This window comes from Sphingomonas sp. So64.6b (assembly GCF_014171475.1).
Classification (GTDB): domain Bacteria; phylum Pseudomonadota; class Alphaproteobacteria; order Sphingomonadales; family Sphingomonadaceae; genus Sphingomonas; species Sphingomonas alpina_A.
The window spans coordinates 4719399-4743293 of the sequence record NZ_CP048817.1 but is presented as its reverse complement, the minus strand read 5'-3'; the positions used below and the strand labels follow the sequence as shown (position 1 = coordinate 4743293).

18 protein-coding genes are annotated in these 23895 nt (G+C 62.2%); 10 read left to right on the top strand and 8 right to left on the bottom strand.

Features of this window, described 5'->3' with window-relative positions; translation table 11 throughout:
- Positions 1 to 2: 2 nt before the first annotated feature.
- Entirely contained in the window at positions 3 to 785 is a 783-nt protein-coding gene (locus G4G27_RS22605) for a cyclase family protein (protein WP_183110713.1), read from the top strand.
- Complete coding sequence (locus tag G4G27_RS22600; RefSeq protein WP_183110712.1) at positions 782 to 1750, top strand: fumarylacetoacetate hydrolase family protein; 969 nt, start codon at positions 782 to 784, stop codon at positions 1748 to 1750. The genes G4G27_RS22605 and G4G27_RS22600 overlap by 4 nt, the downstream gene beginning before the upstream one ends.
- 21 nt (positions 1751 to 1771) lie before the next feature.
- Here the strand turns inward: G4G27_RS22600 and G4G27_RS22595 are convergent, their stop codons facing one another.
- Positions 1772 to 3148 carry a methyl-accepting chemotaxis protein gene (locus G4G27_RS22595; RefSeq protein WP_244624469.1) on the bottom strand — a complete coding sequence of 459 codons (1377 nt, stop codon included), beginning with the start codon at positions 3146 to 3148 and terminating at the stop codon, positions 1772 to 1774.
- Between the two features lie 134 nt (positions 3149 to 3282).
- Positions 3283 to 5256, bottom strand: coding sequence for a serine hydrolase domain-containing protein (locus G4G27_RS22590; RefSeq protein ID WP_183110711.1), 1974 nt, complete (start codon positions 5254 to 5256; stop codon positions 3283 to 3285).
- A 214-nt stretch (positions 5257 to 5470) separates the two neighbouring features.
- On the opposite strand from G4G27_RS22590, the gene G4G27_RS22585 reads away from it, so the two are divergent.
- On the top strand, positions 5471 to 6352 hold the full coding sequence (locus G4G27_RS22585; RefSeq protein ID WP_183110710.1) for an aldo/keto reductase family oxidoreductase: 882 nt from the start codon (positions 5471 to 5473) through the stop codon (positions 6350 to 6352).
- Between the two features lie 35 nt (positions 6353 to 6387).
- Here G4G27_RS22585 and G4G27_RS22580 read toward each other — a convergent pair whose 3' ends face one another.
- Positions 6388 to 7038 (bottom strand): 2-dehydro-3-deoxy-6-phosphogalactonate aldolase, encoded by a 651-nt coding sequence (locus G4G27_RS22580; RefSeq protein WP_183113971.1) that lies wholly within the window; start codon positions 7036 to 7038, stop codon positions 6388 to 6390.
- Positions 7028 to 7930 (bottom strand): 2-dehydro-3-deoxygalactonokinase, encoded by a 903-nt coding sequence (locus tag G4G27_RS22575; RefSeq protein ID WP_183110709.1) that lies wholly within the window; start codon positions 7928 to 7930, stop codon positions 7028 to 7030. The genes G4G27_RS22580 and G4G27_RS22575 overlap by 11 nt, the downstream gene beginning before the upstream one ends.
- A gap of 39 nt (positions 7931 to 7969) precedes the next feature.
- Here G4G27_RS22575 and G4G27_RS22570 point away from each other — a divergent pair, with 39 nt between their 5' ends.
- From G4G27_RS22570 to G4G27_RS22540, 7 genes are all read left to right on the top strand, one after another.
- On the top strand, positions 7970 to 8125 hold the full coding sequence (locus tag G4G27_RS22570; RefSeq protein WP_183110708.1) for a hypothetical protein: 156 nt from the start codon (positions 7970 to 7972) through the stop codon (positions 8123 to 8125).
- Between the two features lie 289 nt (positions 8126 to 8414).
- On the top strand, positions 8415 to 10034 hold the full coding sequence (locus G4G27_RS22565; protein ID WP_183110707.1) for a DUF5681 domain-containing protein: 1620 nt from the start codon (positions 8415 to 8417) through the stop codon (positions 10032 to 10034).
- Positions 10035 to 10611: 577 nt separating this feature from the next.
- The gene (locus G4G27_RS22560; protein WP_244624468.1) at positions 10612 to 12585 is read left to right on the top strand and encodes a DEAD/DEAH box helicase family protein; all 1974 of its coding nucleotides are present in this window, start codon (positions 10612 to 10614) and stop codon (positions 12583 to 12585) included.
- A complete protein-coding gene (locus G4G27_RS22555; RefSeq protein ID WP_244624467.1) occupies positions 12509 to 14098 on the top strand; it encodes a class I SAM-dependent DNA methyltransferase in 1590 nt (529 codons plus the stop codon). Before G4G27_RS22560 ends, G4G27_RS22555 begins: the two co-directional genes overlap by 77 nt.
- A complete protein-coding gene (locus G4G27_RS22550; RefSeq protein ID WP_183110705.1) occupies positions 14095 to 15630 on the top strand; it encodes a restriction endonuclease subunit S in 1536 nt (511 codons plus the stop codon). The genes G4G27_RS22555 and G4G27_RS22550 overlap by 4 nt, the downstream gene beginning before the upstream one ends.
- The gene (locus G4G27_RS22545) at positions 15630 to 17501 is read left to right on the top strand and encodes an AAA family ATPase (protein ID WP_183110704.1); all 1872 of its coding nucleotides are present in this window, start codon (positions 15630 to 15632) and stop codon (positions 17499 to 17501) included. The genes G4G27_RS22550 and G4G27_RS22545 overlap by 1 nt, the downstream gene beginning before the upstream one ends.
- Complete coding sequence (locus G4G27_RS22540) at positions 17501 to 18871, top strand: HNH endonuclease (RefSeq protein ID WP_183110703.1); 1371 nt, start codon at positions 17501 to 17503, stop codon at positions 18869 to 18871. Before G4G27_RS22545 ends, G4G27_RS22540 begins: the two co-directional genes overlap by 1 nt.
- Positions 18872 to 19139: 268 nt before the next feature.
- Here the strand turns inward: G4G27_RS22540 and G4G27_RS22535 are convergent, their stop codons facing one another.
- From G4G27_RS22535 to G4G27_RS22520, 4 genes are all read right to left on the bottom strand, one after another.
- A complete protein-coding gene (locus tag G4G27_RS22535) occupies positions 19140 to 20687 on the bottom strand; it encodes a glycoside hydrolase family 27 protein (RefSeq protein WP_244624466.1) in 1548 nt (515 codons plus the stop codon).
- 42 nt (positions 20688 to 20729) lie between these two features.
- A complete protein-coding gene (locus G4G27_RS22530; protein WP_183110702.1) occupies positions 20730 to 22148 on the bottom strand; it encodes an amino acid permease in 1419 nt (472 codons plus the stop codon).
- A 29-nt stretch (positions 22149 to 22177) separates the two neighbouring features.
- Positions 22178 to 22831 (bottom strand): GntR family transcriptional regulator, encoded by a 654-nt coding sequence (locus G4G27_RS22525; protein ID WP_183110701.1) that lies wholly within the window; start codon positions 22829 to 22831, stop codon positions 22178 to 22180.
- Between the two features lie 61 nt (positions 22832 to 22892).
- A complete protein-coding gene (locus G4G27_RS22520) occupies positions 22893 to 23891 on the bottom strand; it encodes a 4-hydroxyproline epimerase (protein ID WP_183110700.1) in 999 nt (332 codons plus the stop codon).
- Positions 23892 to 23895: the final 4 nt, after the last annotated feature.

The window sequence follows — 23895 nt, the reverse complement described above, 5'->3', positions numbered from 1 at the left end:
TCATGGCGCGCCGTTTCGTCGATATCTCCGTGCCGCTCGAAATGGGTGTTGCCTCAGACCCGCCGGTATCGCTGCCCAGAATCGAATACACCGACCACAAACAGTCGGTCGCCGATCTCGCGCGTTTCTTTCCCGGACTGACCGCGGACGATCTGCCCGATGGCGAAGGCTGGGCGAACGAGAAGGTCGAGATCATCACGCATAACGGTACGCATCTCGACGCGCCCTATCATTTCGCCTCGACCATGAACGGCGGCGAGCGCGCGATCACGATCGACGAAGTGCCGCTCGACTGGTGTTTCGGGCGCGGCGTGAAGCTCGACTTCCGCCATTTCGAGGACGGTTATGTCGCGACCGCCGCCGATGTCGAAGCCGAGCTGGCACGGATCGGCCACACGCTGGAGCCGTTCGATATCGTCATCGTCAACACGCGCGCGGGCGAGCGATATGGCCATGACGATTATCTCGCCGCCGGGTGCGGCATGGGGCGTGAGGCGACGCTCTATTTGACCTCGCGCGGAGTGCGGGTGACCGGCACCGATGCGTGGAGCTGGGACGCGCCGTTCGTGTACACCGCGAAACGCTATGCCGAGACCGGCGACGCCTCGATCATCTGGGAGGGGCATAAGGCCGGCCGCGAGATCGGTTATTGCCATATCGAGAAGCTGCACAATCTCGAAACGCTGCCGCCATTCGGTTTCACCGTTAGCTGCTTTCCGGTCAAGGTGAAGGCGGCATCGGCCGGCTGGACCCGTGCGGTCGCGATCTTCGAGGACAGCCTGTGAAGCTCGCCACACTCGATACCGGCGGCGATGGCCGCTTGCTGATCGTCTCGCGCGACCTGTCGCGCGGCGTGTTCGCCAGTGCCGCGCCGACTTTGCAGGCAGCGATGGAAAATTGGCGCGACGTCGAAGGTGATTTGCGTCGGCAATATGATGCCGTCAACGCAGGGGACGACGCGGATGCGATCCCTGTCGACCCGCGGGCGCTCGCGGCGATCCTGCCGCGCGGCTACCAGTTCCTCGATGCCTCGGCGTTTCTCGCGCACAACCATATCCTCGCCAGGGCCTGGGGCTTTGAGCCGCGCGGCGAGGCGGAACCGCCGCTGATGTATCAGGGGCTGTCGAACATCTTCTATCCACCACATGGCGAAGTACCGTTTCGCGGTTTCGATGACGATGTCGATTTCGAAGCTGAGTTCGGCGTGATCATCGATGCGGTGCCGCGGGGCGTGTCGCCCGATGACGCGCTCGGCCATGCCCGGCTGATCATCATGATCAACGACTGGAGCCTGCGTGCGTTCGGCCCGGACGAGATGAAGGGCGGTTTCGGCTTCCTCCATGCCAAGCCACCAAGCACATTGTCCGCCTTCGCGGTGACGCCGGACGAACTCGGCGACGACTGGCGCGACGGGCGGGTGTGCTTGCCGCTACATGTCGAACGCAATGGCGAGGCGTTCGGCCGGCCCGACGGGTCGGCGATGCATTTCGGTTTTGGCGAACTGATCGCGCATGCCGCAAGGACGCGCGACCTGTGCGCGGCGACAGTGATCGGATCGGGCACCGTGTCGAACTACGATGCCGCGACGGTCGGATCGGGCTGCATCGCGGAACGCCGCGCGCTCGATGCGATCGACGGCATTTCCCCTACCCCTTATCTCGGCGCCGGAGAATCGGTGCGGCTGGAATTGCTCGACAGGACCGGCGTATCGATCATCGGTATGATTGAGCAGACGGTTTGTTCCGCCTGACGCGTTACTAGGGACGCCGTGTCAGCGGCGTAGCTGAACCTTCTCGGCAAAGGCGTCGGCATGTTCCTCGAGGCTGGCAAGCTGTGCCGTAACGACGCCGAAATCGTCACCCAGCACATCGATCTCGCTGGCGACGATTTCGGTCCGCTCGCGGATCGCCGAGATCAGGTCGGAGATATTTTCCGCGATGTTTGCCGTCTCGTCGACCGACGCGGTGATGGCGGTCACCGTATTCGCCTGATCGTCCATCACCATGCTGATCCGGCTGGCCGAAGCGAGAACCTCGCCAACGGTTGCCTCTACCCCGGCGCTCGCCACCACCACGTCGCGTGCGGCGGTCTGGATCGCCGATATCTTCAGCGCGATCTCGTCGGTCGCGCGCGCGGTCTGGCTGGCCAGGCTCTTCACTTCCTGCGCGACGATCGCAAAGCCGCGCCCCGCATCGCCGGCACGCGCCGCCTCGATCGTGGCGTTGAGCGCGAGCAAATTGGTCTGTCCGGCGACGTCGCGGATCAACCCGACGATCGAGCCGATCGATTTGACCTGATCGCCAAGCAATTGCGACACGCGGACCGCGGCGCTTGCCTGACCCGATGCACGGGTCGAAATGTCGGCGGCGCTGATCACTTCGCGGCGCGCCTCGGCGATCGCCTGGATCAGGCCCGTGGCGGTCGACGCCGCCTCATGCATCACGACCGCCGATTGCTGTGCCGCGCTGGCGACTTCGGAGGTCTGGACGAACATGCCCCGCGCCGAACTCGACGTACTTGCCGCCTGCCCGCTCAGCGCCTCTCCCTTGCGTGACGCGATCGCGACCGTGTTGGCGATCCCGGTGCGGAATTCGTCCGACAGGCGATCGCGCTCGGTCCGCGCGCCGAACTCGACATATTCGGCGTAAAGGGTCGCGTAGATATCGCATTCCAGCGAGCGCATCCGCGTAAACACGTCGTTGATCTGATGGCGCTCTTCCTTCGAACATTCGTAGAGCCGCCCGAGGATTTCGAGCATGACCGACGCACCGGCTCCGGTCATCGACAGGATGACCGTCAACGGAATGTCCTTGACGATGGCGGCGGCAACGGTGCGCTCGGCCGATTCGACCCAGGCGACGCGGTCCGGATGCGTGAAGCGATTGCGGAGATAATCAACGCCGCGCCGGATCACTTCATCCGTCGCATGGCCGATAAAGGCTTCGCGACCCTCGGACAACCGGGTCCATTGTGCCCAATGCTTGGTGGCGATGCGTGGCGCCTCGGGCTCGATAATGTCCCACAAGCGCGCCGCGATCTTGAGATCCGCATCGTCGAAGTCGAACAATTTGAGCCTGGCGGGCATATCGATGCCACGGCTGATGTCGCCGGGAGTGGGAAGCTGTCGCGTGAAGGTGGTGGCGAGCATTGGTCGAAGCCTCTGGAGTCACAAGCCTCGCGTTTTAGCGGCCGATGGTTAACAGATTGGCAAGTCCGGCCCGCGCGCCATCCGTCGAACGGCGGATGGCGCGCGGAACCGGGTCCTCGGTCGATCGATCAGTCTCAATAGTTGAGATTGAAGCTGATCAGGCTGCCCATCCAGGCAAACCACAGGATGCCGACCAGCGCCGCGGCAAGCAGGACGGCGCGCAATTTCGCGCCCCAGCTGCGCCCGGCACGGAAGGTCAGCCACACGTTCCACACCCCGATCGCAGCCCCTGCCAAAGGCAGGATCGCGGCGATCTGCATCGTGCGAACCCACCTGTCCAGGCCGCTATTGTACACATCCAGCTGGTTCTGCAGGATCGGCGCGAGGGTCGAATACCAGCCCAGCAGATAGACGATGTCGGCAGCCGCGGCGGCGCGCGCCAGCGTCTGCACCAATGCCGCACGGCCCGTGACCGTCTTGGGTAATTTATAGGACCGCCGCAGCCAGGCACGCACCGGCCAGGCCAACAGCGTGGCGAGCAGTATGAGGAGCGAGAGCCCCGCAACGGTCTGGTTGAGCAGCGCATTGCGGGCGAACGGCACCGCCTGGATCACCGCCGTCGGATTGTCACTGTTGACGATGGTGCGGCGGCCATCGATGGTTGTCACCTGAAGCTGCCGCGCGCCCCCTTGCTCACGCCACAGTCCGGGCGCGATCTCGCGGAACTTGCGGTCCTCGATCGAGGCCAGGCTGATCGTGCCGTCGGGATTGGCGGTCACCACATCCTGCTGCAGCAGATAGAACAGGCCGAGGAACCCGGATTCGATGCGCCGCGAGCTTTCGTAACGCCCGGCGACCGCTTGCGCATCCCCCGCCGCCGAGGCGATCGCTGGCGGGTCCTTGGCCTGTGCCGCCGGAAAATAACGATCCATGAACAGGTCGAACAAGCGCTCGCGCGCGCCATAGACCGCGTCATTCTCTCCGCGGCTGTTGAAGTTGACGAAGATGCCGACCCCGCTGTCGGGCAGCAGGTTCATATCGGTATGGAACACCACCGTATCGCCACCATGGCCGATGACCAATTGCCCGTTGCGATGGCCATGGAAGAAGCCATGGGCCAAGGTGTCGAAGCCAGGCTGCGGCGGAACCGCCGGCGTGTGCATCAACCGGGCGGTTTCCGGCCGCAGGATTTGCGCGGCGCCGAAACGCCCGTCCTGCAAGTGCGCGATCATGAAATTGGCCATGTCCACGCCGGTCGCGCTGACGCTGCCGGCAGGCGCGGTGGTGACGAGTTCGAACGGGTCCGGTGGCCCGTTGTCCACCCTGTACCCCTTGGACACATCGCCCGCGAGGCCGGCGGGCAATGGCTGGCGAAACGTCGTCCGCGCCATGTGCAAGGGCGCGAGGATATGGCGTTCGACATAAGTGTCGAACGGTTCGCCGGAGACGCGCTGCACGATGTAACCGGCGAGCGACGTACCATAGTTGGAATAAGCGGGCACCGCGCCGGCCGGGAAAAGGCGCGGCCGTGCATGCTCCTTGAGATAGACCTCATTGGTCTGGAGGCGCTTCGGGTCCGATTCCAGGACATCCTTCAGCCCTTCCTCGAATCCACCGCGATGTCGCATCAGATCGTTCATCGTGACCGCACGTCCGGCACGCGGCGCGATCCTGAAATCGAGATAGCGGTTCACATCGGCATTGAGATCGATCTTGCCCTGTTCGACGAGTTGCATCACCGCCGTCCAGGTGAACAGCTTCGAGGTGGAGCCGATGCGCACCAATGTCCGATCGGGATCCATCGGCCGCCGGGTCGCGACATCGTCATAGCCATAGCCCTTCTTGACCAGGACCTGCCCGTCCTTGACCACGACGATCTGCGCACCGGCGATCTTGCCCTGCCTGATCGTGGTGGGCACGAAACCATCGAGCCACGCAGCGACATCGGTCGCGGTGAGCTGGGGCGCGGTCGATGCCTGCTCGAGCGGAGCGGTCGGCGCCGGCTGCGGCAAAGCGGGCGCTACAGGCACGGGCCGCTGCGAGATCGCGGGCCACGCGGCGACCGCGGCGATCATCATGGCGGCAAGCGCCAACCTCTTCCTCATCATCACTCCCCTCCTGTGTAATAGGATGCTAATACACGTAATGGGGATAAACAACCATATTTTTTCAGATAAGAGAATTTATTCTCTGATCAGGATCATGAATATGTATCGGTTTCCCGCTATATATTGTCCGCCAAAGCGTACAGCCCGTTCAGATAATGCCGGATTATCGACGCAGTCGGCAACGCCTACCTTGTGAGCCATCAAGGAGAACATCATGCAGACGATCGATCGGCCGAGCACCTTCACGCTTGGCGGCCGCACCGTGAACCGGCTCGGCTATGGCGCCATGCAGCTTGCCGGCCCCGGCGTGTTCGGTCCGCCGCGCGACCGGGATGCGGCGCTTGCCGTGCTGCGCGAAGCGGTGGCGGCCGGTGTCAATCACATCGACACGAGCGACTTTTACGGCCCCCATGTCACCAACCAGATTATCCGCGAGGCGCTGCAGCCTTATCGCGACGACCTGGTGATCGTCACCAAGATCGGCGCGCGGCGCGGCGCGGATGCGTCGTGGCATCCCGCCTATGCCGGCGACGAGCTTGCCCGGGCGGTGGACGACAATCTGCGCAACCTCGCTGTGGAGGCGCTGGACGTCGTCAACCTGCGCGTGATGTTCGACGTGCATGGCCCGGCGGAAGGATCGATCGCCGAACCGCTCAAGGTGCTGGCGGAGCTGCAGCGACAAGGGCTGGTGCGCCATATCGGCCTGAGCAATGTAACGGCGAAGCAAGTCGAGCAAGGTCGCGGCATCGCCGAGATCGTGTGCGTGCAGAACCAGTATAACCTCGCGCATCGCGACGACGACGCGCTGATCGACATGCTGGCGGGCGACGAGATCGCCTATGTGCCGTTCTTCCCATTGGGCGGCTTCTCCCCGCTGCAGTCGGCGACTCTGTCCGAGGTCGCCGCCCGCCTGCAGGCGACACCGATGCAGGTCGCCCTCGCCTGGCTGTTGCAGCGGGCGCCGAACATCCTGCTGATCCCCGGCACGTCCTCGGTCGCTCATCTTCGCGAGAATCTGGCGGCGGCATCGCTGACCCTGCCGGACGAGGCGATCGCGGCGCTGAACGGCATCGCGGCGCCCAAAGCGGCGGGGTGACGCCGCGTCCGATCGACCTCGGGCGAGGGGGCCGGTCATGACGAAGCGGTGCGATCATCCAGCAGCTTCAGCGCCGCCACAAAGGCGGCCGCCCGTACGCCGACCTGGTCCGCGCTCATGCCCGCCTGGTAGAGCGCCGACCCGAGTCCGAAGCCCTCGCACACGCCGCGCCAGTCGGCGAGCGTCTCCGGCGAGACGCCGCCCACCGCGAGGATCGGCACGGTGCGCGGAATCACCGCGCGCTGCGCACCCAGGATACGTGGTGAAGCGGCCTCGGCGGGAAACAGTTTCAGGCCGGTCGCGCCGGCATCGATCGCGGCGAAGGCTTCGCTGGGGGTGAAATAGCCCGGCAGCGAGATCAGCCCGCGGCGCGCGGTCGCGGCGATCACGGCGATGTTCACATTGGGCGAAATGACCAGTTGCGCGCCGGTATCGGCGACCCGCGCGACATCGGCTTCGCTCAGCACGGTGCCCGCGCCGATCAGCGCGTCGGTGCCGAAACGGCGCACGATCCGGGCGATGCTGTCGAACGGGTCGGGCGAGTTCAGTGGCACTTCGATCATGCCGATGCCGGCGGCGATCAGCACTTCGGTGACCCCCTCGACCTCATCCGGGGTCACGCCACGCAGGATCGCGACGAGCGGGCAGCGCTGCAGTGCGGCGACGAGTGTCGGTCTAGCGTCCATCATATGCCTTCCAGATTGCGGTGATGCCGGCGGCGAAGGCGGTATGGCTGTCGAGCAATACCGGCACACCGCCCGCCGCGGTGACCGCCGCCATGTAGAGATCGCCAAGCGCGGCATCGGCGAGGATGTACACCGCCTCCCCCGCGTCCAGCGCCTGTTCGCGCACATCGGTGCCGATCAGCAAGCCGCTGACCCGCGCCGCCGTATCGCCCAGATCGCGGTGGCCAAGCACCACGCCCGCGCGTTCGCCGAACAGGTTGGAGAGCAAGCGATCGTCCTGCGCCAGCGCCAGGCCGGCGCGAAACGCCGGGCCATCGGCGACCGCGCCGGTGAGGAAATCGCCGAGCAGGCTATGCCCCTTGAGCAGCGCGAACATCTCCCCGGTCATCGCGGTGCGAAAGCCGGTGACGCGGCCACCACCAATACGCGCCCATTTGCAATGCGTGCCCGGCTGACACAGCAATGCGTCGGCGGGCGCAAGGCCGGCGGCGACCGCGCCGAGCAGCTGTACTTCCTCGCCGCGCATCACGTCGCTGCGGTCGTCCCCACTCACGCTGGCACCGTTCACGCTAAGCCCCGGGACGATCGCGGTGCGGCCCGGTTCGACCCAGACCAGCCCATCGGCCAGCGCGTCGAGGCCGGCGGGGCATTGGCGATAGGGCACATCGACCCAGCCGCGCGTCGAGCCGACCATCCCCGCACACAGGATCGGCAGATCGCCCAGCCGCGCGCGGATGTCCGCAACTTCCCCGGCGAACGCCTCGCGCGGGACGGACAGCACGCCCCGGTCGTCGCGCAGCGTGTCGATCACCGCGCCATCGGCGGCGATCGCGTAAGCGCGGCGATTGGTCGTGCCCCAATCGATAGCGATAAAGGCGGGTGCGCTCACCATATGGCGTGGCGCGCGATCGGGACGACCGCGATATCGATTGTGGCGAGCCGCATCCGGAACCCTTCCTCTTATGTCTTCACGTCGCCCGGCACGGGGATGTGGATCGTCGATCAGAGCCGCGACGAGGCGCCGAGGCCGCGGCGTAGCGCGCGCATCGCCAGCGCAATGCCCGGCGTGGTGCAGAAATTCCCGTAGCTGCGGGAGATGCTGCGGGAAAAGGCTTTTTTGGGGTTGCTGCGGGAAGCTGCGGGAAATCTTGCGCGAATATCCACGTGGCGGCACGGGAATCGCGCGGCATGCCTTGCGGGAAAACGGGGAAATGGCGTGAGTGATGGTGGGGGCAAAAATCATCTCTGCTCGATTCAACTGTTCCGCCGGATGGGCTTTTAGCGGCCGGCGCAATGCGTGCGCCGGAGAGCAGACATGACGAAACCCAAGGGCGAGTTGAATCGCGCCGATGATGCAGCCGCCCGTATGATGGCGATTGAGGGGCGGGGACGGAGGGAACGGCGGCGGAGGGGCGGCGACGGAGAGCGCGGCAGCGCGCGGCTATGCGGTGGGCCATGGCAAGCCGCCGCTCGCGCACCGCTTCGGCAAGGGCAATCGCGCCAATCCGGGGGGCAAGAAGAAGGTGCGGCCGTGCGGTGAGGTGGTTCCGCGCCTGCCCGCCGAATCGGTCCATGAGATGTTGATGGCCGAGGCGATGCGCATGGTGCGGGTCAAGGCGGGCGGGCGCTTCGTCGAGATCCCGGCAATGCAGGCGGCGTTTCGCGAGATCGCGATGAAGGCGGCGCGGGGCAATAGGCTGGCCACCGCGACGCTGGCGCGGCTGGTGATGCAGTCTGAGGCGGCGCATGGCGCCGTGGCCGAGGCGGCGCAGGGCGCCGCGGCGGAGGCGGCGCGTGGCGGCGTGGCGGAAGCGCCGGTGGCCACGCTGCCGCGCGCGCCGTCTTGGGACACTCCGCAGGGTCCGGCCGGCGCGCCAGCTGGACTCCAGGAGCCGGGATCCGGGGGGCCGGGCTTCGACTGGGCGGGACCGGAGGAGCCGGCGTCGGCGCAGTCGAAGTTCGTGGCGGCGGTGGAATATAAGGCGGTGTGGACGCGGATATTGACCGAGGCGGCGACGCTGGATGCGGAGATCGCCGCGCCGTCGCCGCACCCCGACGATGTGGCGATCGGCCGGGTGCGGGGCATCGCGAGCTGGCCGGGCAAGACGGAACGGTGGGTGCTGGACCTCGACTCGCTGGCCCAGCTGTATGCCGGACTGCAGAAGGAATGGCCGGCGCGGCGGCCGGGAATCGAGGCGATGCCGGATGGGTATGAAAAGGCGGTTGCGTGGTGCGAATGGTTCGCGGTGGACGATGCCCGCGCGCTGATCGCGCGGCATTTGCCGCAGCGTTATGCCGGGAAGATCGAGCCCGATGTACGATCACCCGCGGAGCGGCTGCGCGACCAGAATTTGCGCATCATGGCGGCATATGACCGCGAACGGCACGAGCGCCAGCGCGCGTCGGAGGCCGCTAGCAAGGCGCGCAACGCGGCGCGCGAGGCGGGCGAAGTACCAGGGGATGGCGATCACGGCGGGAGCGGCGGCGGAAATGATGGCTGCGGAAATGATGGCTGCGGAAATGATGGCTGCGGGGGCAATGAAGGCCGGCCCGATGCAGGCGGGGACGGGAACGATCGGGCGAAACGCGCGGCCCCGGTCGTGAAGCCGTTGGTGGGAAGACTGGGCAACGGCCCGCCGCGCACCGTGCTGGAGGCGGCCATCTATTGCCAGGCGTGGCGGGAGTTGTTGCGGACGGCCGGGAAGACGGGCCTGAAGCTCAAGCCGATGCCGCCGCCGGAGGACGTCTTGATCAATGGGGAAGACGACAAGATCGATTATCGCGTGCCCCTCGAGCCGGACAAGCGTGCGACGCTGGTCAGCCTGCGCGGAACGCTCGCCAAGATCAGGCGGGTTGCGGCGGCATTCAATGCCGAGGTGGCGCGCACCACGGATCCGGATGACGCGGGCGTGGCGAGGCGGCAGCGCGATGTCTGGTTGTCGCTGGCTGCGATTATCGAGCGGCGTGTGGAGGGGGTTAGGGCTGGGTTTGGGTGATTGAGGGGTGTCGTTGAGATTTTCTGTCAATTGACGGCTGCTGGTCTAATTTCGGCTGGCATTTGAGAAAAGCAGCCTTGGCGAAGCCTGAAATTATCGTGACTTGGGCACTTCATTTGGTACGGTGCCGACAGCATCGGCAGGCAAATGTTGAAAAAGTCGATTTGCAAACAGGGTAGTTGGATTGGACTCATCCGAGAAAAAGAAGTGCAGCGAGATCGATATCTGTGACCTGTTTATAACGCCTGCGATCAAGCAGGCTGGCTGGGATCAGATGCAACAAATTCGCCGGGAGGTTACATTGGCACCCGGCCCGGTTGTCGTTCGCGGTAACTTGTCTTCGAGGAACAAGAAGAAGCGGAAATTCGCCGATTACGTCCTTTCGTTGAAGCCAGGTCTGCCGCTGGCCGTTGTAGAGGCCAAGGATAACAAACACTCGATCAGCAGCGGGCTACAACAAGCCCTGGGTTATGCCGAAATCCTTGATGTTCCGAGCGCATTCTGTTCGAATGGCGATGGGTTTTCGGAACATAATCGCGCTGCGCCCGCCGACGATCCGACAGAAATCGAATATGGGATGGACGCCTTTCCCGATCCCCAAACCCTGTGGCAGCGCTATCGCAGGTTTCACCAGATCACGGAGGAGGAGCAGAGCCTCGTCCAACAGCCCTATCACATCGATGCTTCGGGTAAGGAGCCACGCTATTATCAGGTGGAGGCAATCAACCGGACCGTTGAAGCCGTAGCGAAGGGGCAGAATCGCGTACTGCTGGTCATGGCAACCGGCACCGGAAAGACCTACACCACCTTTCAAATCATCTGGCGGCTGTGGAAGGCCGGCACCGCCAAACGCATCCTGTTCCTGGCCGATCGCAATATTTTGATCGATCAAACGCTGGTCAACGATTTCAAGCCGTTCGGCGCGGCGATGACAAAGATCAAGAACCGCAAGATCGACCCGGCCTATGAAATCCACCTCGGGCTTTATCAGGCGATCACCGGCACGGACGAGGCCGACAAGATTTTCAAATCCGTGTCGCGGGACTTTTTCGACCTGATCGTCATCGACGAGTGCCACCGGGGGAGCGCGGCGGAGGATTCGGCCTGGCGTGAGATCCTAGATTATTTCGACAGTGCGGTGCAGGTCGGCATGACGGCCACGCCGAAAGAGACGGAGTACGTCTCCAACATCACCTATTTTGGCGATCCGGTTTACACCTACACCTTGAAGCAGGGCATCGAGGATGGCTTCCTTGCGCCCTACAAGGTCATCCGGATCGACATTGACCTCGACGTACTCGGCTGGACCCCGCCGCCCGGCATGGTCGATGATCTCGGCGGATTGATCGAAGACCGCGAATATAACCGGAAGGACATGGACCGCACCCTGGTCCTCAACCAGCGCACGAAACTGGTCGCGGAGCGGGTGATGAAATTCCTGCAGACCACCGATCCGATGTCGAAGACGATCATCTTCTGCGAAGACATCGACCATGCCGAACGGATGCGCAAAGCCATCGTGAATGCGGCGGGCAAGCTCGCGAGGGACAACAGCAAATATGTCATGCGCATCACCGGCGACAGCACCGAGGGCAAGGCAGAGCTGGACCGTTTCATCGACCCTGAGGAGCCCTATCCGGTCATCGCCACCACCTCGCAATTGCTGACTACCGGCGTCGATGCCAAGACCTGCAAGCTGATCGTCATCGATCGCACGATCAATTCGATGACCATGTTCAAACAGATCATCGGGCGTGGCACGCGGATTGATGAGGACAACAACAAGTTCTTCTTCACGATCATGGATTTCAAGCACGCCACCGCGCTGTTCCGCGACGATGCCTTTGATGGCCCGCCGATCGTCATCCTGGGCCCGGACGATGACCCGAACGCGCCCGGTCCCGAGGAACCTGACGGCGATCCGGATGACGATGAAGTTGCCGACGACGACGACGATGATGACACCGGCGGCGGCAGTTACAAATTCGTCGTCAGCGGCGTCACTGCGCGCGTGTTGAACGAGCGGATCGAATATGTCGGTACCGACGGCAAGCTCGTCACCGAATCCTATCGCGACTATGCCCGCAAGCAGATCGCGTCGGAGTACCAATCGCTCGACGAGTTCATCTGGCACTGGAACGCCAGCGAACGCAAACAGGCGATCATTGACGAACTCGAACAGCGCGGCGTCATCCTCGCCAATCTTGCAGAAACGGTGGGCAAGGATTTCGGCGATTTCGACCTGCTGGTCCACGTCGCGTTTGGCGCACCGCCGCTGACCCGGCGCGAACGGGCGGAGAAGGTGAAGAAGCGCAATTACTTCGCTAAATATGGCGACAAGGCCCGGGCGGTGCTGGAGGCGCTGCTGGAAAAATATGCCGATGAAGGCGTCGAAACCATCGAGGATAACAAGGTTTTGCGCCTCAAGCCGTTCACCCAGCTCGGCACTCCGACGGAGATCATCAGGGGTGCCTTTGGCGGCAAAGCTGCCTATGAGGCCGCGCTTCGAGAGCTCGAAGACCAGATTTACGAGCAGGCATCCAACGAATGAGCCCCCCAAGAATGAGCCCCCAGGAATGAGCAATGTTTCCGGCGTCATCAAATCCATCCAGGACATCATGCGCAAGGATGTCGGCGTGGATGGCGATGCCCAGCGGATCAGCCAGCTCACCTGGATGTTCTTCCTCAAAATCCTCGATGACCGCGAGGCAGAGCTCGAGCTGATCGACGACGATTTCCAGTCCCCGCTGCCGGAGCATCTGCGCTGGCGGAGTTGGGCGGCGGACAAGGAAGGCGATACCGGCGAAAAGCTGCTCGATTTCGTCAACCTGCAACTCTTTGCCAAACTGAAGGGCGATCTGCCTACGCAGGGCGATGTCGGCAAGCGCGCGCAGGTGATCCGTGATGTGTTTGAGGACACCTATAACTACATGAAATCGGGCACCTTGCTGCGGCAGGTGATCAACAAGATCAACGAGATCGATTTCAATAACAGCGAAGACCGTCACACCTTCGGCGCGATCTACGAGCAGGTGCTGAAAGACCTGCAAAGCGCGGGCAATGCGGGCGAGTTCTACACCCCCCGCGCCGTCACCCAGTTCGTCATCAACCGCCTGGATCCGCAATTGAACGAAGTGGTGTTCGATCCCGCCTGCGGCACCGGCGGCTTCCTCACCTGCGCGATCGATCACAAGCGCAAGGCAGTGCGCTCTACCGCGGATGAGGAGGTGTTGCGCGCCTCCATCCGCGGGGTGGAGAAAAAGGCGCTACCGCATATGCTGTGCATCACCAACATGATCCTGCACGGCATCGATACGCCCAGCGGCATCCGCCACAACAACACATTGGCCCGCGCCTATACCGCCTATGGTGAGAAAGACCGGGTTGCCGTGATCGCCACCAACCCGCCCTTTGGCGGGATGGAGGAAGACGGGATCGAGAATAATTTCCCCAGCCACCTGCGCACGCGGGAGACGGCGGACCTTTTCATGGCGCTGATCATCCGCCTGCTCAAAACCAACGGCCGCGCAGCGGTAGTGTTGCCCGATGGCTTCCTGTTTGGCGAAGGGGTGAAGTCCACGCTTAAGCAAAGCCTGATCGAGGAGTGCAACCTGCACACCATCGTCCGCCTGCCCAATGGCGTGTTCGCCCCCTATACCGGCATCAAGACCAACATCCTGTTCTTCACCAAGGGCACGCCGACGAAGAATGTCTGGTTCTATGAACACCCCTATCCGGACGGGGTGACCAGCTACAACAAGACCAAGCCGATGCGGTTCGAGGAGTTCGCAGCGGAGCAGGCATGGTGGGGCGATGAGGCCGACGGCTTCCGCGCGCGCCAGGAAACGGAACAGGCGTGGAAGATCAGCGCCGCCGATGTCGCCGCGCGCGGATACAACCTCGATTGCAAGAACCCGCATCAGGCGGAGGCGATCAGTCATGATCCCGACGAACTGCTCGCCACCTATGCCGCGCAGCAGACGGAAATTCAGTCCATCCGCGATCAGCTGAAAAGCATATTAGCCGAGGCACTCGGGCCAAAGGGCGCGGGGAAAAGCGCGTGACCGACATTGCTGCGTTGGTGGCCGACAATCTCAGCATCTGGACCAGCGCAATAGAACGCAGATCGGGTGCAGGGCGGGGCGGCAGCAAGCGGATCAATCTTTATGGGGTTGATCGGCTGCGCGCGCTTATCTTTGAACTAGCCGCACAAGGCAGTTTGATTTTAGGGGAAGAGTGCCCGCCATCGAAGCTTGGTCCGAATGTGGATTTAGTTATGGGCCAAGCCCCTCCTGGCAACGCATGCAACAAGGATGGCCTTGGCACCGTTTTCGTAAAAACCGGCGAATTCGGCGAACTGTATCCTGAAATATGTGAATGGACCACAAAGCCGCTCAAACTAGCAAAAGCAGGCGATGTCCTCATTTGCGTTGTCGGGGCGACCATTGGAAAGCTCAATCTAGGCATAGATTGCGCAATCGGGCGAAGCGTCGCTGCAATTAGACCCAAGAAGGCGTTGGACACCAAATACCTCTACTTTTCGCTTATGCCATTCACGCTCCGTCTAAGGCGGGATGCGAGAGGTTCTGCTCAAGGTGTGATCGGCAAGGCCGAACTCAACGAGGTTCAGATCAGAATCCCACCCCTAGCCGAACAGCGTCGGATTGTGGCCAAGGTGGATGAGTTGATGGCGCTGTGCGACGCGTTGGAGCGGGAGAGTGCGGGCGCGATAGCCGCGCACCAGGCGATGGTGGAAACCCTGCTCGCCACGCTGGTGAACAGCGCGGACGCGGCCGACCTCGCCCGCCAATGGGCGCGGCTGGAAAGCCATTTCGACACCCTCTTCACCACCGACGCCAGCATCGACGCCCTAAAACACACCATCCTCGACCTCGCCGTGCGGGGGAAGCTGGTGGAGCAGGATGCCGAGGATGAAGGCCTTAAACTGGCCGACGCCACCAAATCTTTGGAAGTCGCGTTACCTCACAATTGGATCGCTTTTCCGCTAGAAAAGCTAATCGGCCCCATGGACTCTGGCTGGAGCCCCGCCTGTCACGAGTTTCCATCGCGATCGGAAGATGCCTGGGGAGTGCTAAAAACGACGGCAGTCCAAGACATGCGATATGAAGCCGAGCAAAATAAAGAATTACCTTCAAGGTTTGAGCCTCGTCCGGACGCTGAGGCGCGCGCGGGTGACGTCCTCATTACCCGTGCCGGACCGACAAACCGCGTTGGGATATGCTGTTTTGTGGCAGTCACCCGTCCACGCCTTATGATCTCGGACAAAATAATTCGGTTTCGACCAGCCTCAACTCAAATTGATGGCCAGTACCTTGCGTTGACCTTGTCGGTCGGATCTGCTGCGCAACAAATTGAGCGGGCAAAGTCGGGTATGGCCGCTAGCCAAGTTAACATATCTCAAGCGAAGCTGAAGGCTGTCATCGTCCCTATCCCCCCCCTCGCCGAGCAACGCCGCATCGTCGGAAAGGTCGATGACCTCATAGCGCTGTGCGATACCCTCAAATCCCGCCTCGCCGGCGCCGCCGAGACCCAGCGCCACCTCGCCGACGCCATCGCTCAACGCGCGGCGGCCTGATGCGTCTCCGCTCGGTCTGGATCAGCCAGTACAAAAACCTTCGCGATTTCTCGATTAGCTTTGACGGCGATGGCTTCATCGATATTTTCGTCGGCAAGAACGGATCGGGCAAATCCAATTTCCTCGAAGCCCTGATCGAGATTTTTGACCACATCTTTGATTTCGATCCCGATGCGGCGGGGCCAGGGTTCGACTACGCGATCAGCTTTGAAATTGCCGGGACGGAAACCCGGATCAAATGGCGTAACAGCGCGCTGATCATCAACGATGATGCCGGCCGCCGCACGCTTGGCACAACCCCACTGCCCGATCATATTCTGGTCTACTACTCTGGCCACAACCCGAACGTCGGCAAACTGATCGATCGGTATGAGGACAAGTTCGAAGGGCGGATCGATGGACCGGGCTTCTCCGACAGCCCCAAGATCGTTCCTGTAACGGGCGAAATTAAAGACCTGTTGCTGGCAATGATGCTATTGTTGCCCGACAACCATGTCGGCCGTGCGGCTCTGATGCAGCGCCTGGGCGTCAAAATCGTCAAGCCGGATATCCGCATTACGTTGCAGCGCCCCCGATATGCTCAGGGCCGGAACGCGGCGCAGTTCAACGTGGATGACGTGCAGGGCGACAAATACTGGAAGCCGCGCAGCGCGACCAAAGATTTCCTTGATCGGCTTGATACCTGTTTAAGCCCGTCTCCGAAACGAGGCCCTATCCGCACAGAAGGGTATCAGGAACAGGCTGATGCCTATTTTCTGTTTCTCAATCTTGAACGCCTGCGGGCAGAGTTTTCCGGTGACGGGATCTGCTCGCTTTTTCGGCAGTTCTACAGCCTTAAGGTGCTGGGAATGCTGGATACCATTTCCGTCGAGGTGGAATTGGAGAGCGGCTTTACTGGGGGAACTGCGGGGTTCAGCGATGGCCAATTCCAGATGGTTTACATGCTGGCGACCGCTGAGCTCTTCAAAGACAGAAATATCATTTCACTCTTTGACGAGCCTGACGCGTTCCTTCATCCGGAATGGCAGTTCGACTTCCTTCGGCAAGTCAATGCCATTTCTGATCAAGCTGCGCGTACCAACCACATTTTGCTCAACACACATAGTGCTTCAACGATCGTGGCTGACGCGCCCTGCCGCATTCGCAATTTTTGTTATGGTGACAACGGGTTGCAGGCAATTGCTGCAGAAAAATCAGATCTAGTTAGATCTCTATCAGCGGGGCTCATTACGTTTTCTGAAAGCGAAGTGTCTTTAAGCATTGAGCACATACTTGTTAATACCGATGGACCAGTTTTGTTTGCCGAGGGCGTTTCGGATGCACTCATATTAACAACGGCTTGGGAGCGCTTGTTCCCGGGGCTAAAACGAAATTTTGCGATCGAGTCCGCTTTCGGCTCAGGCTATCTTAGAAAAATGCTTCAGGAGCAGGACTTCTTCGCATTACACTCCGCGCGGAAGGTATTCGGAATATTTGACTTCGACACGGCGTTCAATGAATGGAAAAATATCGGCAAACAAATTGAATTCGATCCCAGCAAATGCCTTGTTCGCAAAAGAGTAGATGGCGAGTGGTACGCGATGCTACTGCCCGTTGACCCTAATATTGGAATTAGAAGTCAGATATTGCGTCCTAGAACAAATGATAATTTTGCTCACAAATCTAAACTCGATATTGAGCTCATGTTCTTTGACGCCTTTGGAGTCGGCGATCATTTCGAAGTTGACCAAAGTGAGCCTTATGAGTGCTTCCGCTTCATCGGAAGCAAATCGCGCTTCGCAAAGGAGACTGTTCCCCAGATTGCGACTATCCATTTTGAACCGTTCCGACCGATATTTGACTTCATCCGGGCAAAGGCACCGATGGCCTGATGGCGCAAGATATCTTCACAGTCATCGCCGGAGTATCCAGCATCGCCAAGCTGGATACCCTTGAGCGGAACATTCGTGAGCGGAATGCCGGCTCGTCTGAGATCGAAGCCGCAATCGATCGGAAATACGCGGAGTTTGGGCGGGAGATCGTTGCGAGCAAGACAGGCTTTGATCTCGATGGTCTCAGCCCCGCGGAGCAGCGCATCGTTGATGCGGTGGGCCGGTATGTCGGCCTGCAAAAGCGGGAGGGCAAAGGGGCGGCCCGCACGTTCCAACTCCTGGCCAATCGCGGACTGATCGAAGCGGCCGAGGTCACCGTTGCCAGGTCTAAGGTGACCCAAGGGTTCACGGTGCTCGAAGAAGCTGACCTCAAGGCACTTTCGTTCGAGCAGATCATCGCCGATCATCCCGAAGAATTTTCCACCCGCGCTCTTTGGTATGCAAACAGAACCCTGGGCGTAGCGAATGAAAGTGATAAGCCGCCTGCCGATCTCGGCACGTTGACCCAGCAACGAACGGAACGCGTTCTGGACTGGCTGGCGGATCGTGCCGATCAGCACGGTGGAGCATTGAACTCATACTCCAATGCCAATGTGGGGGCGTTGCTCGGGTTTGATGACCTGACCAGACACGGGCGTGTGTTGGGTAACATTCAGTCACGTCTCGATTTCGCCTGTTATCGGGCTGGCGTTCCGCCGCTTGGGCTGTGCGTCCTCGAGCATTTCGCGAATGCGTGGTCGCAGGAAGCACGACGCTGGGTGTTTCCTGTGCCGGATATGCGCCTGGCTGCTCAAACCTACAATTGGTCTGGCTCGATCATTGCGAAAGTCCGGGCGAATGCGCGCCTGTTGCCTGGGCAGGCTGCAATTCCATGGCGCAAGGAACTGAACGAGCACGAAGCGGATGTTCGACGTTGGGCCGAAGGGCTGCTGATGCCCTCTGAATCGGCAAGCACGGCTCCGACCCTGGAGCCTGCCGTTGAGGATCTGGCCGAGATCGAACGGAAGTTGCTGACAAGGCCACCAATAGTTCGCGAGCGCGTCAGCAAGTTCATAGAACGACATAGCATCGGCGCGCGCTTGAAGCGCGCAAATGGCTTCAGGTGCCAGATTTGTGACGCACTGGGGCTGGAATCTGTCGGGTTTATCAAGTTGGACGGTGAGCCGTATGTCGAAGCACACCACGCGACGCCGGTGTCAGCGATGGAGATTGGATCATTGTCAGCCACGAACATCATGATCCTGTGCGCCAACCACCACCGTCAGATGCATTATGGGAATGTGAACATGGAGCGGACAACGGCGACTTTCATCCTTACACTCGATGGAACGCGTATCACGATCAGGCGATTTGGGCAGAACGACAGTTAGTGCCCATACGGCCGTTTCTGCATCGATAATCTATTTGGAAACTTGTGATCGGCTTGATCGCGGCCGATTTATGGATGCAATCTTGGCCGCTTCATCTGCGAATCCGCTCATCGACCATGAACACCCGGTGCCTGCTGCGGTCGAAGATCGTTTCCTCATCGACGATCTCGGCCGCCACGCCGGGCTCCGCCACACGGCGCATGGCGATCTCGTGTTACGCCAGCTCGGCGACCATGTTCGGGCTCATGTCGTGATCGATGAGGCCGCCCTAACGCGTCCCCACCACCCGCAGCATCACCGCGCCATGCCGAGGCACGCGATATGTGGCCGCGCCGGAACCGGTCGACTTTCCGCGCCACAGATCACGCACCCGCGTGATCCGCGAAAGCTTCGCATCCGCTGGCAGGAAACCGACCCGCGCGTCGATTTCCCCCCGGTTGAACAGGGCGATCGCGACCGAGCCGTCGGCCAGCGGCTTCGACCAGATTTCCACCGCGCCGTCGCGCCGGACGAGCGCACCCTGCACGCCGAGCCGATCCTGATCGACGGCAATGACCTCCTTATTCTCCAGCAGTTTGAGCGCGTCGGGCGTCGTCGTGCGCAAGTCATGGCCCATCAGCAGCGGCGCCGCCGACATCGCCCATAGCGTCATGTGCGTGGTATATTCGTCATGCGACATGCCGCCATTGCCGACCTCCAGCATATCGGGGTCGTTCCAGCCGCCGGGGCCGGCATGGGCGAATTTCGGGTTCCGGTCGAAACCGATCTCGCTCATTTTCTTGTAATCGTCGGTGATATCGCCGGTCGTGCGCCAGAGATGACCGCCGACCGAGCGCCCCCATGACGCGACGTCGAAACGGCCATATTGGCACAATGAATAGATGATCGGCCGCCCGGTCGCCTTCAGCGCGGCGCCCATCTGATAATAGGTGCGCATGACCGTGTCGGCATCGGCATATTGCCATTCGCCCGAGCACAGATCGTATTTGAGATAGTCGACACCCCAGCGCGCGAAGGTCTTCGCATCCTGTTCGACATGGCCATAGCTGCCGACATAACCGGCGCAGGTCTTGAGCCCCGGTGAGCTGTAGATGCCGAGCTTCAGCCCCTTGGCGTGGACGTAGTCGGCGAGCGCCTTCATGTCCGGGAATTTGTCGTTCGGGCGGAGTTCGCCGTCGGGGCCGCGCGTACCCTGCCAGCCGTCATCGATGTTGACATAGACATAACCGGCGTCGCGCAGGCCCGATGAAACCATCGCATCGGCCATCGCGCGGATCGCCCTGTCGTCGATATGTTCGGCGAACTTGTTCCAGCTGCTCCAGCCCATCGGCGGCGTCGCGGCGAGCCCGTCCGGGGCGATCGTCGCGAGCGGCGGCAATGGCACGTCGCGATAGGTCAGCGCGGCGAATTCGGCGGTGCCGGCGGGGCGTCCGGTCTGCTTGACGGTCGATTCCCAGATGCCGCCTTCGAGCAGCACGCCCTGGTCGGTCAGTGTCGCGGTCCAGCGCCGCGTCGGCACGCCGCGCGTGTTGATGTTGCGGATGTCGAAGCTGAGCATCTTGCCGGTAAGCGTGATGTTGCTCATCGGCATCGCGCCGTACCAGTCGGAGGTCAGTTTTCCGGTAAAGCCGCCGTCCCGCCCACGCGACACTTCGAACAGGCGCACGCCGGGGTTGGGCGCGGGATCGTCGAAGATGATGCGCATGCCGGCGGCGAATGACGGTGCCGCCGGGGTGGCGCGGGTCTGGGCGGGGGCCGGCTGGCTGACGGTCATGGCAGCGGCGGCAAGCAGAGCGAGGGCATAGGTCAGGCGCACGTCGGCAAACTCCCGGATGGATTCAGCAATGATCGAAGCAATTCAGACCGGGTCGGGCGCCGGCACATGCAGGTCGCTGCGGCGGCGACTATAGGCGATATAGATGGCCAGCCCGATGACGTTCCACAGGCAGAAGCGGATGATGGTCGAGGACGGCAGGCTGAACAGCAGATAGAGGCAGCCGAGGATGGCGAGCGTGCCGACGACATAGGGCGCCGGGCATTTGAACAGCCGCTTCATATCCGGCGCGCGCTTGCGCAGCACCATCAGGCTGGCGCCGACCGAGATGAACGCGACCAGCGTGCCGGCATTGGCCAGTTCGGCGATTTCGTCGAGCCGGAAGAAACCGGCGACCGCCGCGATCGAAATACCGGTGATCAGCGTGATCAGGGTCGGCGCGCCGGTGCGCGGGCTGACCTTGGCCAAGCCGCGCGGCAACAGGCCATCGCGCGCCATGACGAAGAAGATACGGCTTTGCCCGTACATCATCACCAGGATGACCGAGGGCAATGCGATGACCGCGGCGAGCGCGATCAGATAGGCCGCTTTCGGTTCGCCGAGCGAGCGCAGCACCAGGGCGAGCGGCTCGGGTGAATTGGCGAGCTGCTGAAAGGGCAGCGCGCCGACCGCGGCGACCGCGACGAGCATATAGATGATCGTGCACACGACCATCGACCCGATGATTCCGATGGTCAGGTCGCGGCCGGGATTCTTCGCTTCCTCGGCCGAGGTCGCGACCGCGTCGAAGCCGTAAAAGGCGAAGAACACGATCGCCGCCGCCGCCATCACGCCGCGCTTCTCCCCGCCGATTTCCGTGCTGGCGAAGCCGTAAGGCATGAAGGGTTCGAGGTTGTTGCCCTGGAAAGCGGGCAGCGCGAAGGCAATGAAGACGCCGAGCGCCAAGAGCTTGATGATCACCAGCACGATGTTGAGCGTCGCGCTTTCGCGTGTGCCGGCGATCAGCATGCCCATCACGCTGAGTGCGACGACAACGGCGGGCAGGTTGATGATCCCCCCGCCATGCGGGCCGACCAGCAATGCGGGTGGCAAATGGACCCCGGCGGACTGGATCCAGCCGACCAGATAGCCCGACCAGCCGACCGCGACGGTCGAACAGGCAAGCGAATATTCGAGGATCAGGCTCCAGCCGACGATCCAGGCGATCGTCTCACCAAGGGCGGTATAGCTGAAGGTATAAGCGCTGCCCGCCGCCGGGAGCATGGTGGCGAGTTCGGCATAAGCGAGCGCCGCGCAGGCGCACACCGCGCCGGCAATGGCGAAGGCGAGGATGACCGCCGGCCCGGCGCGCTCCGCGCCGACGCCGGTCAGCGTATAGATGCCGGTGCCGACGATCGCGCCGACGCCGAGCGCAATCAGATGCGGCCAGCTGAGCGTCTTGGCGAGGCTCTGACCGGCGAGATGCGTGGTGATGGTATCAAGCGACTTGCGCGGTCCGAACATCGATGCCCCCCTTACTCGTGTTTTTTTGATCAGCCCGCGGTCGCGGCGAACTGAGCGCGCAGATCGTACAGCGTGCCCTCGATATGCTCTTTCAGCAGCGTTTCGAGTTGCCGCGCGTCGCGTGCCATCCAGGAATCGATCAGCTTCTTGTGTTCGACATGCGCGCGCGCATTGCGGCCGGCCGGTTTGAGATGCGCGACGACATAACGTTCGGACAGGATCGAGAGGCGTTCGACCATCTGCGTGGTGAGCAAGCGCCCGCCGGGGCGCACCAGCGCGGTGTGGAAATCGCGGTTGCGCACCGCGACATCGCCAAGACTGTCATTGGCCGCGCGATCGAGTGCTTCGAACGCGGCGAGCGCCTTTTCGCGGTCCTCCTCGGACGCCACGCCGCAGGCATAGGCGGCGGCGGCGGGTTCGATGCACAAGCGCAATGCATAGATCTCATCGGCTTCGCCGGTCGACATGGCGCGCACGAAATAACCGCGATTGGCCTGGCTGGTCAGCAGACCTTCCTGTTCCAGCCGCGCCAGCGCCTCGCGCAACGGGATCTTGCTGACACCCAAATCGCTGGCCAGCGCATCCTGGCGGATCGGCACGTCCTCGGGAAGCTGGCCCGTGACGATCTGTTCACGAACGATCTCGAAGACGCGCTCGGACAAGGTGCGGATAACGATGCTCATGAAAAGCTCACTCCCCGGTGTGCGCCGGAACGGCACACGGCAATCGATGAATAGCGGTTGATCATTTGACCTGAAACCCTTCCCAGAAGGGAGCGGCGCGGTCGATCCAGATAGTGTTGAAACCGGTCGCGACGGCGGATCCCTCGATTGACGGGATGATCGCGGCCTGGTCGCCGATCGATGTCGCGGATTCTACCCGGCCGATGAAACGGCTGCCGATATAGCTTTCGTGCACGAAGCGGTCGCCGACCGCGAGCCGGCCCGATGCGGCGAGATGCGCGAGCCGGGCGGACGTGCCGGTGCCGCACGGGCTGCGGTCGATCGCCTTGTCGCCATAAAAGACCGCGTTACGGCCGTCCGCGCCATCGCCGCGCGGTTTATCCGCCCACAATATGTGGCTGACGCCGCGGATCGTCGGGTCGAGCGGGTGAACCGGTTCGAACTTCTCACGCACCGCGTCGCGGATGCGGCCGCTCAGGTCGACCAGCCGTGCCGCGCCGAGATCGTCGAGCGCGGTGTAGGCGCCCTGTGGCTCGATGATCGCATAATAATTGCCGCCATAGGCGACATCGACCGACAAGGGCCCGATACCCTCGACGTCGATCTCGATTCCGCGTGCCGCGACATAAGCGGGCACGTTGGTGATCCTGACCGCGACGACCTTTTCGCCGTCCTGCGTATAGGCGATGTCGATCACGCCGGCGGGGACCTCGACGCGCAATCGGCCGGGTTCGGCCGGCGCGATCAGCCCATGTTCGAGCCCGAAAGTGATCATGCCGATCGTGCCATGGCCGCACATCGGCAGGCAGCCGGATGTCTCGATAAACAGGATGCCGATATCGCTATCGTCGCGCGTCGGCGGATAAAGAAAACCGCCCGACATCATGTCGTGCCCGCGCGGTTCGAAACACAGGCCGGTGCGGATCCAGTCGAACCGGGCCATGAAGTCCTGCCGCCGCTCGGACATCGACGCGCCCTTCAGCAGCGGCGCGCCGCCGACCACCAGGCGGACCGGATTGCCCGCCGTATGGCCGTCGATGCAGAAAAAGGTATGACGCATATCG